Source organism: Mucilaginibacter sp. (genome assembly GCF_025359345.1).
Classification (GTDB): Bacteria; Bacteroidota; Bacteroidia; order Sphingobacteriales; family Sphingobacteriaceae; genus Mucilaginibacter.
Window position 1 is genome coordinate 105,414 of record NZ_JANYGQ010000036.1, and the last position, 19,289, is coordinate 124,702.

The window sequence follows — 19,289 nt, forward strand, 5'->3', positions numbered from 1 at the left end:
GGCTACTTTGATATTTTGAGAAACAGGCATATGCACAAAGGTATTAAATGGCAGTGATTTCACACTTATTGGAAATGCACAATAAGCGCCATCATATCCAATAAGATACTATATTAGCATCTCCGAATCAAAACACCCTTAATGCCTTTAAAACAAAAACTGCCTGTAAGCTACCTGCTATTCACCATTAACGGCAGGCTTTCTAGGAGCGCCTACTGGCTGGCATCGATATTTTACTGGTGCACATTTTATGTATTTGTACAACCTGCTGCAGTTTACTATCGGGCCGGGGGCAACATTTGTTTTATATCCACTGCTATTCTGGATAGTCATCGCCACTTCAATTAAACGCCTGCACGATTCGGGGCGCTCCGGGTATTGGCTGTTGGCTGTGCTGGTGCCGGTATTCGGGCCTTTGCTGCTCATTTGCCTGCTCGGTTTTAAAAAAGGTAGTTATACCAATAACTTTTATGGCACTGTGCCTGGAACGGCGGCGGATTACCTGAAAAACGACGATGGCAAGGAAATCCCGCATTTAAAAACAGATGAGCGGATTATTGACGATGTAACCAAGCTTAACCCGGTTTTAGTTTCAAAAGTACACAGGCCGCAAAGCGTTGAGGAGGTTTGCGAAATAGTTAAAACCACCCCTGGCCCTATATCTGTGGGCGGCGGGCGTTTCAGCATGGGCGGGCAAACTGCAAGTCCTCAAAGCACGCACATCGATATGCGGAAAATGAACCGGGTGCTTGAGTTTGACAAAACCGCGAAAACCATAACTGTACAAACCGGTATCCGCTGGTGTGATATTCAACAATATGTTGACGAACAAAACCTGAGCGTTAAAACCATGCAAACCTACGCCAACTTTACCGTTGGCGGTGCGTTAAGTGTAAATGCGCACGGGCGTTATATGGGTTTAGGCCCGGTTATTTTATCTGTGTTATGGATTGATGTGGTTTTAGCGGATGGCACTTTAGTACATGCAAGCCCTACTGAAAATAAAGAAATATTTTATGGTGCCATTGGCGGCTACAACGGCATCGGCATTATTGTGCAGGCCGGGCTGCAATTGGCAGACAATTTGGCCGTTAAACGCGAGCACGAAAAAATGACCGTAAGCGACTACAAGGATTACTTCTTTATCAACATCCGCCAAAACCCCAAAGCGGTTTTTCACAATGGAGATATTTATCCGCCCAAATATAAACGGCTGCGCTCGGTAACGTGGGTCGAGACAAATGAAAAGCCTACGGTTAAAACCCGGTTAATGCCGTTAAAGGAGTCGTACCCGCTGGAGCGTTATTTTCTATGGTCGTTTACCGAAACACCGCTTGGTAAATGGCGGCGTGAGTTTTTGATTGACCCGTTATTGTTTCGAAGCAAAAGGATACACTGGCGAAATTATGAGGCCGGTTATGATGTTGCAGAACTGGAGCCGCGCTCGCGTACCGACAGTACGTATGTGCTATTGGAATACTTTGTGCCGGTTAATAATTTTGAGGAATTTGAAAAAGCAATGGCCGAAATATTTATCCGGCATAATGTAAACGTGCTCAATGTTTCTATCAGGCATGCCAAAGCCGACCCGGGATCGTACTTAGCCTGGGCGCGGGAAGAGGTCTTTGCTTTCGTAGTTTATTATAAACAAAGAACAGACGCGGCCTCGAAAGGAGCGGTTGCCGTTTGGACGCGCGAGTTGGCCGATGCGGTAACTGCTGTAAATGGTGCGTACTATTTGCCTTACCAGGTACATCCAACTACCGAACAGTTTCATAAAGCGTACCCCAACGCGCATAAACTCTTTGAATTAAAAGCAAAGCTGGACCCGGATTATAAATTCCGGAATATACTTTGGGATACCTATTACAAACCATTAAAACCAACCAACAATGAGTAATGCATCAGCATTTAAAGCGGTTTTTAACAACACCAGGTGGAGCGACGATTTTTACCGCTTTTTGCAGGTGGTTTTTCACTTATACCCTGAAGATAAATTTCACCAGCTAATAAAAGAGGAAACAGCGGCTCATGCAACAGATGAAGAAATTTACACATCGGTGCAAAAAAAACTACCGGGTATAAAACCGTTTTTTTCGGAACTTACTTATGCTTTGCCGGCGCTAAAAAAGCAAAAAAAGGAAATCGCGGGGCAGACGCTTTTGCTTTTGGGCGATAAAAAAGAAATAAACGGGTATGTAGAGATCGGTTCTACCGGGCGGTATATTAGCAAACTGCGCAAATTGATAAAGGTAACTGAGCCTGTTTATTTATTGAATGATATCGCGCCGACTAATTCACCGGCCGATATTATGGAACGCGGGCAGTTGGCAAAACTAGGTACATTTATCCATTTGGATTACAGTCCCATTAACGAACAAATTGCGAACAGCAGCATTGATGTGGTTACCTGCAATATTGGACTGCACCATTGCCCCGTTGCTAAGCTTGACGGCTTTGTAAAATCAATTCACCGCATACTGCGGCCTGGTGGCTCATTTATCATCCGCGACCACGATGTAAAAACGCCGGAGATGGCCACATTTGTATCGTTGGTACATACTGTATTTAATGCCGGCTTAAACGAAACGCTTGAGTTCGAGAAAAAGGATTTTAAAAACTTTAAACCTGCCGACGAGTGGGCGGCAATTATAACCAAAGCAGGGTTTAAAGATACTGGTGCGCGGATATTGCAGGATAACGATCCCTCAGACAATACATTAATGCTTTTTATCAAAATATGAGGCGGTTGCGAATTTTAACCTGTGTTGCACTGGCACTGGCTTTTATAACTTTTGTTATAAAAAACCGGCAGCCGGCAACTATTGTGCCCGGTAGGAGCCTGCTGGTTGATAAAGCCTGGCTTAAAACCAACCTGCACCCTTTAACCCCACAAAAGAATGTACGCCCGCCCGACCAAACGTTTTTAACCTACCCTGAATGGTTCCTGGTATTTAGCCCGGCCGAGCAGGCCGATTATTTTAAAACGCATACCACCACCACGTTCCCTTATATGAAACATATAGACCAGATGTGGAAGGGCTATGACGTGGTTTACGACCAGCTAAAGGGCAACTATAAATTTAACACCGGATACCATGTAATGATATTGATTATTGCCGGCAGCACCACGGTTGAATACAGCATAAAATCGTTATATGAAACGGTGGTTGGGCGCGTTACTGACCCGCCGGGCGGCCAGTCAGTGACCGATGAGGACCGGTTTAATGCCGGTTATATGAGCAGCTATGTTAAGTTTATTGAAGATACACCATGGTACGAATATGATTTTAACAGCCAGCTAAAATCGTTATGGACGAACACATCGTTTTTTGGTCCGCATTTTTTTCGGAAGATGGAACGCAAATATTATCTCACTACCGAGTTGATGGTTAAAAGCGGCTATGGTTGGTTGATAGGTTTAGGAACAAAATCGGCGTATGAAACAGCTTTGCTCAACACATCCGTAATAACCGATAAACTGCCTGCTGATCTCGCGAACTTTCCGGAAATTAAAAACATTAAGAAACTGCCGGATGGAACTATTTTGATGGACTTGCCCCGGTATGCCCGATTTAGCCCTGCAGTAAATAAACTGGCCCAAAGCGGCATCAGCTTCAAAGAAATTGCGGGTAATAATAATGCCATAATGCTTACTGTGCTAACAACTGCACAATTGGCAAACACAGCCGATTTTAAGATATTGTTTACGCAGCCGATACAAACCAAAAAGGGCCTAAGCCGCATTGCCCTGGTTACAACCGTGGGAGGGCTAAGCGGCACGGTGCTTTCGCTCTATAAAAGCAAGGTAAAAATTGAACACATTTATGATTATTGAATTATTGAAGGATCAGCAAGATATTCTTATACGTTGTATTTTCATTGCCAAAAACAAATGAAAATATAACGGGTTTAAAATTAAGCACAACCAATTTATTATGAGCATTAACCGCGGCGCAGTGATAGCGGCCATAGCAGTTATGGTAACGGCCGGCTGCACCTTCAATAAGCCCGATCCCTCAAAAGCAGATAACATAGTTACCGATGCCAAACAGCAGGTTAAGCTGCCGCCGCCGTACCAAACAAAATCAACCCGGAAATTTTGCGAGGTTATTGGCTGGCCAAAAGGTAAAACGCCCGTTGCGCCGGCGGGATTTAAGGTGAATTTATTTGCAGATGGGCTGAATAACCCGCGTAATATTTTGGTTGGAGCCAATGGCGACATTTTTGTGTCTGAAGCCAATACCGAAATATCAGGGATTAAACGCGTCGGTGCTAACATTATCGGTGCAAGCGCAGCGCAAAACTTTAACAAAAGCGCTAATCGAATTACTTTGCTGCGCGATACCAATGGCGATGGAACCGCAGACGTTAAAAGCACCTTTTTGGGCGGACTAAACCAACCATACGGCATGCTGATTTTAAACAATTGGTTTTACGTAGCCAATACCGATGCGCTGTGGCGATATCCTTACAAAGCAGGTGAAACCCGAATAACCGGTTCCGGCCAAAAGCTACTGGATTTACCTGCGGGAGGGTATAATAATCACTGGACACGTAATTTAAGGGCAAGTAAAGATGGCAGCAAAGTATACATTTCGGTAGGCTCGGGCACCAACGATGCTGAACATGGCATGGAGATAGAGGCCCGCCGTGCAGACATTTTAGAAGTTGACCCGGAAGGCAAACACGAACGTATTTATGCCAGCGGCCTGCGCAATCCAGCCGGAATAGATTTTGTACCTCAAACCCAAGTTTTGTTTACAACTGTAAACGAGCGGGATGATTTAGGCGATAACCTGGTACCCGATTATCTGACCAGCGTGAAACAAGGCGGCTTTTATGGCTGGCCTTACGCTTACTTCGGTCAGCATGAGGACCCCGATCATGCAGGCGAAAATCCGGAGATGGTAAAAAAATCTATTGTACCTGATTTGGCGCTGGGCTCCCACACAGCATCGTTGGGTTTGGCCTTTTACACCGGTAACAAATTCCCGGCAAAATACCGGGGCTGTGCGTTTATTGGCCAGCATGGCTCGTGGAACAGCTCGAAAATAGTGGGCTATAAGGTGGTTTTTGCGCCGTTTAGCAATGGTAAGCCGACCGGCGCCATCGAAGACTTTTTAACAGGCTTTATTGCGGACCAGGCCAAAGGAAAAGTATACGGTCGTCCGGTAGGGATAGCCGTGTTGCCGGATGGCTCTGTATTAGTTGCTGATGATACCAGTAATAAAATTTGGCGGGTAGCGATGAAGTAAGGGCGAATTGCATTCCGGCCTTGCCATCCGACAACGGATGAGTTTGACACAAGCAAGCCTGTAAAGCGTTCCATTTTTACACGCGGAACACCCGGAACGCTGTGAAACACGCTGATTATCAGTGTTTCTATTTTGCGAGTGGCCAAAAGGTTTAAGTGGCGCTGGTAAATTACTAAGACATTAGCCTTATTTCGAACGCTCGCTACTTTAAGAATTTTAACGTCAAATAATAAAATGAAAAACATCGGCGTTCGAAGTTTCAATATTCATTATTTGATTTTTTCCTCGGGTTGCCACGGCATGGAATGCTATTCGTCCCTACAAATCACCTCATCTCAGCAGCTTATCAAAATCTCGCAGCATACACTCACCCTGTTTTATAATAAATACTCTATTTTTGTTTTCCTGATTACCCCCAATGACTCGACTCCTGTTTTGCCTTTTTTTTGCTTCTATTTTGGTACATACTGCAAGTGCCCAGCATTTAGCTGATTCGGGCAAAGTGGATACATTAATAATTACCGGGCCGGTAACAATTCATGGCTATCTGTCGCCGATATTCCTGCCAAATGTACCTGCATCGGTAAGCTATATCGGCAAAGCACAATTAGGCCTGCAGCCTGATAATTCATTTGTTTCGGTATTAAATACAGTGCCGGGTGTCCGTGCCGAAGAACGCTCGCCGGGCAGCTACCGTTTGTCTATCAGGGGTAGCCTGCTCCGGTCGCCGTTTGGTATACGCGACGTAAAGATCTATTACGATGAGATACCACTTACCGATGCAGGCGGCAATACCTACCTGAATGCGCTCGACTTTAACAGCATCAATCACATCGAGATATTAAAAGGTCCGGACGGCAGTTTATTTGGCGCAAACTCGGGCGGGGTGGTTTTGCTGAACCCGGTTAATTTGTACGATCACAACAATCATGTTTCTGTTGGGCTAAACGGCGGTTCGTATGGTTTGCTACATGAAAATGCTGCCATCCAAAATGTAAGCGGCAATTACCAGCTTAATTTAAACCAGGGCTACGAAACATACCACGGTTACAGGCAGCATAGTGACATGCAGCGGCATTTTATACAAATGGGAAACCGTTGGAAATATAATGATAACGACCAGTTGCGTGTGCTTGGCTTTTATTCCGATTTAAATTATCAAACGCCCGGCGGCTTAACGCTGGCACAATACCAGGCCAACCCACAATCGGCCAGGCTGGCTACAAAGTTTACGCCCAGTGCAATCGACCAAAATATCGGCATCACTACAAAAGTACTGCTGGGCGGCGTGGTTAACGAATTGCACATTAGCCACCAGTTGCGCAATGTGTTGTCGGTTTACGGCACTTATGTTGATTTTTCGAACCCATTTATTACCAATTATGAGCAGCGTTACGAACGAACTTACGGCATGCGTACCTATTTTGAATTGAGCAGCGAACCTTTGTCAAACTACTCGTGGAACCTGGATTTGGGACTTGAATGGCAACAAACCAACTCCGACGATAACAACTACGGCAACCGCAAAGGGGTAAGAGACACAGCACAAACGCTGGATAAGATAAACACCAACCAACATTTCTTCTTCACCCGTTATGCACTTGATTTGTATAACCGTTTCCATATTGAAGCCGCACTCAGCTTAAACTTTTACGATTACAAATTCAGGAATGTATACCCCAATAACGAAGCTGCGTTTACCAACCGCCATTTTACACCTCAGCTGATGCCGAGGGTAGCTCTTTCTTATAATTTGACGAAGGATTTTATCTGGCGGGCATCTGTAAGCCGGGGTTATTCGACACCAACCACTGCCGAGATACGACCGACGGATAACATCATTAACACCAACCTGCAGGCCGAACATGGATGGAACTATGAAACAGGTTTCCGTATCCGCAATACAGACGAGACGATAGCACTGGATGTTTCTGCTTTTTACTATGTGTTGAAAAATGCAATTGTGGTGCGGAACAATGCTAATGAAACCACCTATTACATTAATTCCGGTGGTACGCACCAGCCGGGTGTCGAGTTGTATTTCTCTGATTGGCTGGTACGCCGCAATAGCACCAGCTTTTTACGAGGGCTGCAGTTTAACGAATCGGTAACACTTGATAAATTTACTTTTACGGGCAATAACGATAGTAACAAGCTTACCGGAGTGCCGCCGCAGGTTGTTATCTCAAGCTTGCAATTCAGGTTCCCGCAAAATACTTATTTGTTTTTGGAGCATAACTTTACCGGCCGTATCCCGCTTAAAGATGATAACACTGTTTTTGCATCGCAATATAATTTGCTGGAAGCCAAAGCCGGCTGGGCCATTAAGCTAAACCGCAAAACCAAGCTGGACATATACGCCGGCGCGGGTAATTTATTGAACCAAAAATATAGCCTGGGGAATGATTTAAATGCGGTGGGAAGCCGGTTTTATAACCCTGCGCCGCCACGCAATTTTTACATTGGTTTTAACGCAGGGTTTTAAAACGGTTCATAACAAAGGCAACCTCACATGCCCATGCTACAATATGTTGTTAGGGAGTAACAGCCTCTGAAACGTTACCACCACGCCCTTTAGTATCAAAAGCTCGGAACTTTATTACATTTCCATCGTTTGTAACAGCATCGTTATACGGTTTGCTTTTTTCATCGGGGTCTTTGCCATTGGTGGTATACCTGATAATTAAGCCCGGAAATTGCACATTCGCTGCATCCTTTCCATCCTGTAACACAACCCCCGGCTTGGGAACTCGGTAATTATAGCCGCCGTTAAAATAGCTCAACCTGGGCAACTCGCGTTTGCCCAGCACATTTAAAAAGCTCGACCAGGCAATATTGTACAGCGAATCGCTTTTTGCGGTGTTTTTCTCGGTTGCCCAATCAGGGTCTTTAGCCCAAGCCCGCTCGGCAAAGCCTAACAGGCGGGGCAGCAGCATATATTCCAAACGTTCGGTGCTTTTTATGTTCTCGCCCCAAACGGCACTCTGGATACCGAGGATATTACTTTTGCCATATTCGGTAAGGCGTTGTTTGCCAATAAAGATATTACGGTTGAGCGGCAGGCCATCCCTGTCGACCTTTGCGTTTTTAAAATAATCGAACGGAATAAACGAGAAAGGTTTGTCTATATCAGAAAACGCACCCCAATAATAGCCCGGCTCATCGAATGATTTGTAGTGCGCCATGTCGAAATACAAATTGGTAACTGGCGTCAATACGGTTTTGTAACCGGCATTGGCCAGCTTATAGGCCAAATCCTCGTTGCCGCCACCAAGTGTATTGTTCCATACTTCGGCCTGCAGGTGCTCGGGCATAAAATCGGGATTAGGAACATAAAAAGGCTGCCCGTCCAGCGCGGTTTTGCGCAGCGCCATTTCTTCCCATCCTGAGAGATAAAGCCCTTTTGCTTTTATCAGCTGGTTAACACGGCCATAAAAGTAATACCATAAATCGGCGGTGCTTTTTATTTCGGGGTGGGTAGCTTTAAGCGCCAGGTAAGCCGGCGATTTTTCCCAAACATGGGCAGGCACTTCATCACCACCCCAGTTAATGGTTTTTAAGGGGACGCCGGCATCTTTGTACATGCTCACAATATCGCCGATAACCGTCTCCACAAAATTATAGGTTGATGGCAGCGATACATCAATTACGTTATCTGTCCAGTATTGCGCAGTGCTATATTCCGATTTGTCACCCGGGTCGTACAGTAAATATTTTTCGGCTTCGGCTTTTTTGCCTTCGGCCATTAGTCGGTCGTACCGTGCATTCATCGATTTGATGGCTGCGCGGGCGTGACCTGGGGCCTCAATTTCGGGCATCACCATAATATGCAGCTTATCGGCATATTTTAATATCTCAATAAAATCGGCGCGGGTATAAAAACCGGTGCCTGTTTTGTTATCCAGCTCGCCGCCCGAGCCATGCGATGCAGGCAGAAAATGCTTGCTATCCAGCGAATGCCCACGACGGCCGCCAACTTCGGTCAATTCGGGCAATGATGGTATTTCCAACCGCCAGCCCTCATCTTCGGTAAGGTGCATGTGGAACACGTTTATTTTATAAAGCGCCAGCACATCCAGCACCCGGAAGATTTCTTTTTTGGGTTGGAAGTTGCGGCCGACATCCAGCATAAACGCGCGGTAGCCAAAGCGGGGCTCGTCTTTTACTTCTACGCAAGGAATTTGGATTGCTCTTTGTATATGAACCCAGGCGGATGGGGGCACTAAAGAGAAAAAAGATTGAATCCCGTAAAACATGCCGGCTGGAGTGGATGCAATGATAGTGACACCATTTTTTACAATCAGTTCGTACCCTTCCGGACCAATATTTGCGTCATATTTAAAAATTATCTCTCCATCACCGGGCATGGAGGGGTGACCGGGGTACAGGGGTTTGGTAATGGACAATAGTTTATCCATCTGTTTGCTACAGTAATTGACCTCATTATCAAAATTGATTCCAGTTGCTCGGGAGGAAGCGTCAAGTCCTATAACCCACTTTGCATTATCTGTAAGTGTTAAAAAACCTCCCGTCTCCTTATAGCTCACAGGTGTCGGAAAAATCTTTGTCAGCTGCTGCTCCGGAATATCAGTGATAATTTTATTCTGATCATAAACTATTGCCGGTGTAATTAAGCCAGGATAGGTGGGTTTAAAAGGCTTAATAGTAAATGCGCCGGTATTATAACCTTTATCGGGCTGGCTATCCCAAACCACATAAAAACCTTCGGGGCCATCGGTTATGGTAACTACAGGGTCTTCGTCGATAAACTCTATCCGTACAGACTTGCCAGGTTTTAAGTCGGTAAATGTTGCGGTTGGTGTAAGACTGAATAAGTCGCCGTTTACAAATTTAATGGTGGCATTGCCCGTAACGGTTTGTTCGGCAATTAAACGCGCGGAATTAAAATACATTTTCCAGCCGGTAGCAGGGAATGTCGCCTTACCATTGTTGGTGATGGTAATTGCGTTTAGTGCCTGCCCCTTTTTGGGGCTATCGTTTTGCAGCGCCTCCCAGGTAATACTGAGGTCGCGGGTATTAAACTTTGGCTCGTCAACAGGCTTGGCGGCTACACTTAAGCAAAAGGCTGCCATTACAGCCACAAGAAAATATCGCATACAAATAAAATTAGGTTGGATTGAGGTAGTAAATATAAGCGATTTATGAAAAATCCGATACTTTTTAAAATATTTTAAGAAGTGTAAAATCAACAGGTAAATTGCTGAGACTTAGCCGCTATAACCGACAACCTGCCCTGAAACACCGATAAACCCCCTGTTTTGATGTATAAATGGGTAAAAAACAGGGATAAACAGGCAAAAAAGGGTTCGACGGGTAAAAAAGCTTGTATGTCTACATTGGTGCGCCTGTGGTCTAATAAGTTTTACGGTGTGAAAAAATCGCTGTTCCTTTGGTCATTGAAAACAACGAACAAACAAAAAATTTAACCGCTAAAACATACAGTCATGAAAACTACAATACTAACCATCGCCCTTTTAACAGCCACTATATTAGGTTTCAACCAATCAGCAAAAGCAGCAACCGGTAAAACCGAAGGAGCCGCAACCACTACTTTAACCAACGTAAGCAATATCAGCGAAATCGAAATTCGCGGTAATGTTGAGCTTTACGTATCAGCCGGTACTGCCGACCAGGTAAAAGTTTACAACAACTACTACTCAAACAATGCATTGGTTCAGGATGACAAAGGCGTGTTGCGCATTGCATCATACAGCACACAAAAATTAACCGTTTGGGTTACTGCTAACCAATTGGCAAAATTAAGCGTATATGATAACGCAACTGTAAAATCATTCGGAAAATTATCTGCCATCAACCTTGACGTCGAACTTTACAACAATGCATCGGCTCAATTAAATATGGATACATTCTCTGCTAACGTTAAAGTTAACGACAATGCAAAAGCTAACTTAACCGGCGATGTTAATGAAGGCAGCCTGAAAGCAAACATCACAGCTAACTTAACTACTAAAGATTTAAAAGTTTCGCACCTGGCTAAAACAGCTGAGGTAAAAAGCGAAGACGTTGAGTTGGCTTTATTATAATAGAACCCATCATATAAAAGGAAAACCCATTGCGAATGTTTGCAATGGGTTTTCCTGTTTTTGGCCCATTACAGCTAATTGCACCATCGGTGCAAAATGTCGGTAGAAAAACGGATAAAAAGGGTTTAGCGTGCCGTAGGTACGCAACATTCGCCAGGTGACGTACCTACGGCACGCTATAATTTGCATTTTGTTTTTCTACCGACCTTGAACCCCGCTGGTTTTTTTTTACTGCACGGCTCTTTTTACAGCTCTAATTTCAACACAATAAAAAATAAAAACCCTTACCTCCTGTTACATTAACCTGTCGTTAAATATCTCCCTTCCATCCAAAAATTTCCATATTGTTTAGTTATTTTGCAGTACCGAATCCATAGTGGGATTTGTGTCAATCTTTAATTGCCGTCACAATTGATATTTATGAGCCTATCCGCCAAAAAAATCATCTTCAAAACGCTGAAAATAACCGGCATTACTATCGGTTCGCTGCTTATACTTTTATTTGCGTTACCCTGGCTGTTCCCGCAAACGGTAAGCAATAAAATAAAGCAATTTGCAAACGGCAGCATTAACGGCAAGCTGGATTTTTCCAAAACAAGCCTTTCATTTTTCAAGCATTTCCCCAATCTTACACTTACTTTATACGACCTTGACCTGCACGGCAGCGCACCCTTTGATAAAGACACACTTGTCGCCGCCAAAGAGGTTTCATTCGGGATTGATTTGACTACACTATTTGAAAAAAAGCTGACGATTAACAAAGTATTTTTGAGCGATGCTTTTATTAATATTCAGTCGGACACTGCCGGCCATGTGAACTACAACGTTTATAAAGGCAAAGGTAATAACGCAGCCCCAACGGATACCGGCAGCGCGTCATTAGGCATTAACCAGATTTTAATTGAAAACAGCCGGCTGGTTTATAATGATCGCTCGCTGCCCATGAAGTTTGTGGCGCGAGGCATAACCTATTCCGGCAAGGGTGATTTGAGCAAAGACGTATTCGATTTGTACACCCACACCGAAATGAAGTCGGTTGATTTTTATTATTTTGACGTGCCGTATGTAATCAACAAAACGCTGAATGCCGATTTGGTAACCGAGATAAACACCAAATCGCTTGCGTTCTTTTTCCAGAAAAACGACCTGTTGTTGAATAAGCTGCCTGTTAATTTTATAGGCAAGTTTGCGTTTTTAAAGACTGGCTACAGTATGGATTTTGCCATAAACTCGCAGGACAGCCGGCTGGAGGATATAGTAAGCGCGCTGCCTCCAGAATATTTAAAACGTCTGGATAATACTGAAGTAAAAGGCACCGGCAATATTAAACTAAAGTTGGCCGGTCTTTACAACGCAGCAGACAGTACGCTGCCCAGTTTAAGCCTGAGCATTAAGATACGCAACGGGTATATCAACAATAAAAAAGCCCCGGCGCCTATCAGCAACCTGTACATGGATTTTGACACCCAACTACCCGGGCTTGACCCTGATAGTTTACAGGTTAATTTGGATTCGTTGCACCTTAACATGGGTAAAGATTATTTAAACTCGGTGCTCCACATAAAAGGCGCGTCAAAACCACTTATTTACGCCAAGCTGAATACCGAGCTCGACCTTGAAAAATGGAACAAGGCATTCGGCATAAAAGCGGTTGATTTAAAAGGCCGGTTTGCTTTAAACATGCTGGCGCAGGGCAGGTATACCACCGGCATAAAGCGCACGGGTGGTATACATAAAAGGGTTGATACGGTTATTACCAGCGTTCCAAAATTCAGTGTAAAATCAAACTTTAGCAACGGGTATATTAAATATTCCACCGTACCCGAGGCGGTTAAAAATATCAGCTTTAATATGACTGCCGATTGCCCGGACAACAATTATGAGCACACCAGTTTCGCTATAAGTAATTTAAATGCCAATGTGCTGGACAATTTTATAAAAGGCCATTTTAAAATGACGGCGGCACCCGGCTTCCCAATGGACGCAGCATTGCAGGCTAAATTTAATATGGCAGATATCCGGAAGGTTTACCCTATCGATAGTCTCGGTGTTTCGCTGGCAGGTAACCTGGCGGCCAATTTGGAAACTAAAGGACAGTACCTGCCCGCTAAAAAAGTATTCCCGGTCACTAAAATTAATATCAACCTGCAAAACGGGCAGATAAAAACCAAATATTACCCGCACCCAATTGAAAACATACAGGTAAACACCAACGTTGCCAACAGCACAGGCACGCTGGCCGGCATGAAGGTGCTCATCAAACCGGTATCGTTTATGTTTGAAGGCAAACCTTTTACATTTAGTGCCGATTTAAAAAACTTTGATAACATTAATTATAAAATAAACTCATCAGGAACACTTGATGTGGGCAAAATTTACCAGGTGTTTGCAGTTAAAGATTATAATGTACACGGGCTGATAAAAACCAAACTGTCGTTAAACGGCCGGCAGAGCGATGCCGCTGCAGGTAATTACGCAAAGCTTCATAATTCCGGTTCCATGGATGTGAAAAACGTGGCGGTAACATCAGCGCTGTTCCCCAAACCATTCTTAATTAATAACGGCCTGTTTAGCTTTAAGGACGACAAGATGATGTTCGATGCTTTTAAAGCCACATATGGTAAATCAATCATCACGCTAAACGGTTCGTTATCGAATGTTATTGAATATGCTACCAAGCCGGGCTCGGTACTTAAGGGAACCCTAAACTTCGGCAGCCCCGGTATTATTGCCGACGACTTTATGGCCTTTGCCAGCACTTCGCCCACCCAAAGCGGGCATCCCGGCGCGGCAACATCTGGCGTAATTATGGTGCCTAAAACGCTGGATTTGACCTTTACTGCCGATGTAAAAAGCGTTAAATACAACGGCCTCGATATTAAAGATGCCAAAGGACAAATGGCCATTACCAATGGCAACATTGTATTAACGCAAACGGGTTTTACCATTATTGATGCCCCGGTAACTATGGATGCGACTTACAGTAGCCAGAGCGAAAAGAAAGCCACGTTCGACTACCATATCAGTGCCAAACAATTCGATATACAAAAGGCATACAAGCAGATTAAATTATTCCGCGATATGGCCACTTCGGCCAAAAGCGCGCAGGGTATGGTGTCGCTCGATTATAAGTTAAGCGGGAGGTTAAACAGCAATATGCAACCAGTTTATCCATCGTTAAAGGGCGGCGGCGTGTTATCAGCCGAAAAAGTGGCTTTCCACGGCTTCAAACTTTTTGGTTCAGTTGCCAAAGAAACCGACCATAAAATAGACAGCGGCGACGCCAAAAAAGTGAATATCGAAACCACCATCGCCAACAATATCATCACCATAAAACAAACTAAAATGCGTATGGCCGGCTTCCGGTTAAAGTTTTCGGGCCAGGTTAGTTTTGATAATGTGCTGAACCTGCAGTTCAGGCTGGGCCTGCCGCCATTTGGTATTTTCGGTATCCCGATGACGATAACCGGCACACAGGCTAACCCTAAAATACGGTTAGGTAAGGCCAAAAAAGATGATGAAATTAAGGAGACAGAGGATAACGGGGAGTAAGCAGCTTTACTTCAAAACACAGCCGGATATTAGGTACATAAAAGTATTATAGTTAACTTAGTATTATAGTTGTATAATAAGTTAAATAGCATGTCGGCGGATAAAATAACTATACTTTATGTAGATGACGAGGAAAACAATTTGTTTTCTTTCAAGGCAACTTTCAGGATTAAATACAATGTTCTTACCGCACTCAGCGGCGATGGTGCCTTAGCAATATTGGAGAAAACTTTAGTGCATATAATTGTCACCGACCAGCGGATGCCGGGAATGACGGGCGTTGAATTTTTAGAAAAGGTATTGGAAAAATACCCCGACCCGATGCGGATTCTTTTAACGGGCTATGCAGATATGGATGCAGTGGTAGATGCGGTTAACAAAGGAAAAATTTTTCATTACCTGGCAAAGCCATGGGATGAAGAAGAACTGGATTTAACTATACAATCGGCCTACGCAAAATACCTGGAAAGAGTAGAGTTAAAAGAGACCAATGCAAAGCTCGAAGTATCAAATGACCAGTTAGAGTTTTTACTCCGGCAAAAACTTCTTTCCTGACAGAGCCGTTTTTTCATCAGCCAATCCCATGGTTTTTAATAGCGACAACAGTTTTTCAATGGTAAAGGGTTTCTCAATAATGCTCCCTACTATCCTTTTATTAAATTCTGTATGTATATCAGCCGGGGCCCTTGTTGACGATAAGATAGATAATATAATAACGGTGTAGCAATCCTGTATTTGCGGACTTAATTTTTCAAACGCCTCAATAAATTGAAAGCCGTTCATTAGCGGCATCTGTATATCAAGCAAAATGATAGTAGGATTAGGTTTCACGCCCTGCACTTTGATTGTGTCAAGTGCATTGTTGGCATTTTGAAAACATATGATATCCGGATTTTTAAAAGCGCGCTCAATAACCTTTTGGATCACAAAGCAATCAAGCTCGCTGTCATCAATAATAATAAATGAAAATTCTTTATCCATCAGATAGAGGGAATTATTATTTTGAATGTTGTTCCCTTGTGCAGAACAGAGTTAACTTCAATATTACCGCCTAACTTTAGTATTGCACTTTTAACATTGTACAAGCCAAAGCCAGATCCGGCCTCCTGGAAATTTGCGCGGTAAAACAAGTCAAATATTTCCCCGATATGGTTTCCCAAAATGCCAATACCTGTGTCTTTTACATAAATTATTGCCTGGTTTTTATGCACCTCGATACTTACTTCCACAGATTTATTAGTGCTTTTTTTATCCTGGTATTTAAACGCGTTTGATAATAAATTATTAAGAATAAGTCGCAGCGGTACCTCATCGCTCCTGAAAACTTCTCTCTGGTCGACGGTTGTGGTAAACGCAATTTTATTTGATTTTGAAATCACCATATACATGGCTTTCAAATCATCTATAATTTTATTAAAATCAACGTTGGTTATTTTTAATTCACCCCTTTGTAAACTATAATAATCGTGCATACTTAAAATGTAAGTATCGAGCTTTGTCAACGATTTTCCCATCAAAAACAACATCTCCTTTATCTCCTCAATATCGTCAATCTCGCCCGCCAGGTTGATGGCGCCCAACATACCCGAAAGCGGGCCCCTGATGTCGTGACTAACGCTATAGGCAAACTTGGTTAATTCGGCATACGCTTTTTGCAGCTCCTCATTTTTAACCATTAGCATTGAGTTGGCCGTATAAAATTTATTGGCCTCATCTATCGATGAAAGGATGTCGGCCTCGGCCCATGGTTTTTTAACGTACCTGAATATATTGCCCCTGTTTATAGCTTCAATTATTGATTCAACATCGGTGTAAGCCGTGAGCAGGATACGTACGGGAAGGGGGTGACTGATCCGGATCTCCTCAAAAAAATCGACCCCGGTTTTACCGGGCATGCGTTGATCGCAAAAAATAATTTTAATATCAGGATTATTTTCCAGGTAATTTATTGCCTGTGGAATGTTTACCGCTGTCAGAACATGATAGTCCACCCTAAATGATGCTTTAAAGCCTATAAGGTTCCCCGGCTCGTCATCTACATACAAAATTTTTATTTTTTCATCCACTGTGTTACAGTTTAGGTGATTTACAGGTAAACTAATATAGTTAAATTTACAATCAAATATAGGGGTTATACAGGGACAAAAAAATGATAAGGCCCGTATAAATAAATGATTTCTGTCAGTATTCGTCTGGTTATCAGGTTTATATCTTGGTTAATGGTATTAACTGATGTGATGTGAAAATAGCATATGCTTTAACGTGCCATTAATATTTAATGATTTATGGGTATTTGTAAAACAAACGCAGCTCCTTCGCCCGGTACACTGTCAACACCTATTGTTCCATTATGTTTTTTAATTGTATTATATGCAATTGACATCCCTAAACCAGTACCCTCTCCCACGTCTTTAGTAGTAAAAAACGGGTCAAATACTCTTTTCTGAGTCTTGTCATCCATGCCCATTCCATTGTCTTTTATGGTGATAAATACATTTTTTTCGTCATGATTGGTTAAAATGGTTATTTCGCCGCCTTCATTTTCGCCATATTTTTTATGTACCGCATAAACCGCGTTCGAAATTATATTTAAAAACACCTGGTTCATCTTGCCGGCATAGCATTCTACCTTTGGCAAATCACCATAGTGTTTAATTACCTTTATTTTATTCAGCATGTTATTCGCAATAATCATGGTTGACTCCAGCCCTTCATTAATATCGGCTTTTTTCAAGTCGTCCTCATCCAGCCGCGAAAATATTTTCAGCCCTTTAACAATTTCGGCAGTACGGGTGGCCCCTTCGTTTATTCCCTTTACCAAATGTTTTATTTCGTGGGTTAGGTAGTCAAAGTCCAGTTCTTCCTTATATTCTTTTATCTGTTTTTGTTTATCAGCCGGCGAGGAATCAGATATCCCCACATTTTCAATAACCGTAAGTGCCTCCAGCATTATTTCAATATCCCGGTTTAATGGTTTTATGTTCGAGGTAACAAAATTTATTGGGTTATTAATTTCGTGTGCTATGCCGGCAGTTAACTGGCCCAGCGAAGCCATTTTTTCCGCCTCCACCAGCTGGCTTTGGGCCTGTTTTAAATCTTCAAGGGTTTGGTTCAGTTCCTGGTTCGATTCACTTAACGCTGTTGTACGTTCACTTACCTTTAATTCCAATATCACATTTTGTTCCCTTATTATGCGTTCATTTTCCGTGGCGATACTTAACGCTTCTGCCTGCGATTCGGCCTTTTCACGTTTTAAAATGTTTATCCTGTCGGCCAAACCAAAGGACAGCAAGGCCATTTCGATTACCGAGGCGCCCTGCATAGAGTAGCTTGTAAATGTATTATACGGTAAAACCCCATTGTCTTTCAGGGCAAATATGATGGCCCCGATGAGTAAAACTGACCACGAGAAGAAAACAAACTTCGCCGGCCGGTATCCCTTTCGCATCACAATGGCAGAAACGATCAGGATGCTAAAAGCAAACAAAGTGGTCGATAGCTGCATAAGCTGAAAGCCAACTTGCACCATGCCGGCAAGTGTAAGCAATAGCGCTGTGGATAACAGGACGATAACTATAATAAGGACCACGTCAAATTTCCTGGCCCGTTGCCGTGTTGAAAGAAACGATCTGGTAAACAGGGTAGCAGCTATTGCACCGAGGCAAGCAAAAAGTATTACGCTTTTTAGTTCAAACGCGGGGAAGTTCCCCCACAAGTATTGGAAGGTAAACCCTTTAATTCCAATCTGGGTAAGGCCAACAGACGCAACGTAAGTAACATAGTACAGGTAGCTTTTATCTTTAACCGTGAAAAAGATAAAAAGGTTATACAGAAACATAATTAATACCGCGCCTAAAAAGATACCCGACAACTGGTTTTCTTTACTTAGGAATTGCCATAAATCGGTTTTTTGGTTTATCGATATTGGCAAGATTAATTGCTCAGAGCTTTTAATCCGCAGATAGTAGGTTTTGCTAGTATAATAAGGGACATTAAGGTCGAAAATATAATCAGGGTGCTGGTATTTGCGGGTATCAAAATTCCTGATCTCACCCATTAAAATCCCCCGGTAATTATTTTGTGCGTCCGGCGCAAAAAACTCCACTTCATCAAGTATCGGGTAAGCTACATCTAAAAGGAGGTCGGCGTTTTTAGTTTGATTGGTAACCGTAAAGCGTAACCAGGTACTAACTGTGGAAAATCCAAGATTGGGGACATCTTTATCATATTGTTTGAACCCAGCGGACCGGATTACATCTGCAAAGGTAAGCTCCTGTTTGCTTTGCAATACCGAAATTTGCCTGCCAATCAAAATCCTCCCGTCCGAATCACGGATGATTACGTCAGCACTCGCCCGGGTATTAACCAACAGGAAAGAAAGACAAATTAATAACCTAAAAAGATGCTTAGCCAT

At 43.2% G+C, this 19,289-nt stretch carries 12 protein-coding genes; 8 read left to right on the top strand and 4 right to left on the bottom strand.

From position 1 onward, the window contains the following. Window positions 1–250 precede the first annotated feature (250 nt). The 5 genes from Q0R52_RS25940 (at window position 251) to Q0R52_RS25960 (ending at window position 7,743) form a co-directional block, all read left to right on the top strand. Window positions 251–1,900: an FAD-binding protein gene (locus Q0R52_RS25940; protein WP_295800673.1), complete on the top strand. Its 1,650-nt coding sequence runs from the start codon at window positions 251–253 to the stop codon at window positions 1,898–1,900. Beyond that, the gene (locus tag Q0R52_RS25945) at window positions 1,893–2,744 is read left to right on the top strand and encodes a class I SAM-dependent methyltransferase (protein WP_295800676.1); all 852 of its coding nucleotides are present in this window, start codon (window positions 1,893–1,895) and stop codon (window positions 2,742–2,744) included. The genes Q0R52_RS25940 and Q0R52_RS25945 overlap by 8 nt, the downstream gene beginning before the upstream one ends. Further along, on the top strand, window positions 2,741–3,838 hold the full coding sequence (locus tag Q0R52_RS25950) for a hypothetical protein (protein WP_295800681.1): 1,098 nt from the start codon (window positions 2,741–2,743) through the stop codon (window positions 3,836–3,838). Before Q0R52_RS25945 ends, Q0R52_RS25950 begins: the two co-directional genes overlap by 4 nt. A gap of 100 nt (window positions 3,839–3,938) precedes the next feature. Beyond that, the gene (locus Q0R52_RS25955) at window positions 3,939–5,258 is read left to right on the top strand and encodes a sorbosone dehydrogenase family protein (protein WP_295800683.1); all 1,320 of its coding nucleotides are present in this window, start codon (window positions 3,939–3,941) and stop codon (window positions 5,256–5,258) included. A gap of 418 nt (window positions 5,259–5,676) precedes the next feature. Continuing rightward, a complete protein-coding gene (locus Q0R52_RS25960; RefSeq protein WP_295800685.1) occupies window positions 5,677–7,743 on the top strand; it encodes a TonB-dependent receptor in 2,067 nt (688 codons plus the stop codon). Between the two features lie 49 nt (window positions 7,744–7,792). Here Q0R52_RS25960 and Q0R52_RS25965 read toward each other — a convergent pair whose 3' ends face one another. After that, window positions 7,793–10,375, bottom strand: coding sequence for a family 20 glycosylhydrolase (locus tag Q0R52_RS25965; protein WP_295800688.1), 2,583 nt, complete (start codon window positions 10,373–10,375; stop codon window positions 7,793–7,795). A gap of 348 nt (window positions 10,376–10,723) precedes the next feature. Here Q0R52_RS25965 and Q0R52_RS25970 point away from each other — a divergent pair, with 348 nt between their 5' ends. The 3 genes from Q0R52_RS25970 (at window position 10,724) to Q0R52_RS25980 (ending at window position 15,430) form a co-directional block, all read left to right on the top strand. Further along, the gene (locus Q0R52_RS25970; RefSeq protein WP_295800691.1) at window positions 10,724–11,323 is read left to right on the top strand and encodes a DUF2807 domain-containing protein; all 600 of its coding nucleotides are present in this window, start codon (window positions 10,724–10,726) and stop codon (window positions 11,321–11,323) included. A 420-nt stretch (window positions 11,324–11,743) separates the two neighbouring features. Beyond that, window positions 11,744–14,875 (top strand): AsmA-like C-terminal region-containing protein, encoded by a 3,132-nt coding sequence (locus Q0R52_RS25975; RefSeq protein WP_295800692.1) that lies wholly within the window; start codon window positions 11,744–11,746, stop codon window positions 14,873–14,875. 90 nt (window positions 14,876–14,965) lie between these two features. Next, window positions 14,966–15,430, top strand: a complete 465-nt coding sequence (locus Q0R52_RS25980) for a response regulator (protein WP_295800695.1) — start codon at window positions 14,966–14,968, stop codon at window positions 15,428–15,430. Here the strand turns inward: Q0R52_RS25980 and Q0R52_RS25985 are convergent. The 3 genes from Q0R52_RS25985 to Q0R52_RS25995 all read right to left on the bottom strand — a co-directional run bounded on the left by Q0R52_RS25985 (window position 15,404) and on the right by Q0R52_RS25995 (window position 19,289). After that, window positions 15,404–15,856 carry a response regulator gene (locus tag Q0R52_RS25985; protein WP_295800698.1) on the bottom strand — a complete coding sequence of 151 codons (453 nt, stop codon included), beginning with the start codon at window positions 15,854–15,856 and terminating at the stop codon, window positions 15,404–15,406. The genes Q0R52_RS25980 and Q0R52_RS25985 overlap by 27 nt on opposite strands. Then, window positions 15,856–16,941: a hybrid sensor histidine kinase/response regulator gene (locus tag Q0R52_RS25990; RefSeq protein ID WP_295800701.1), complete on the bottom strand. Its 1,086-nt coding sequence runs from the start codon at window positions 16,939–16,941 to the stop codon at window positions 15,856–15,858. Before Q0R52_RS25990 ends, Q0R52_RS25985 begins: the two co-directional genes overlap by 1 nt. A gap of 209 nt (window positions 16,942–17,150) precedes the next feature. Further along, window positions 17,151–19,289, bottom strand: coding sequence for a 7TM diverse intracellular signaling domain-containing protein (locus Q0R52_RS25995; protein WP_295800704.1), 2,139 nt, complete (start codon window positions 19,287–19,289; stop codon window positions 17,151–17,153).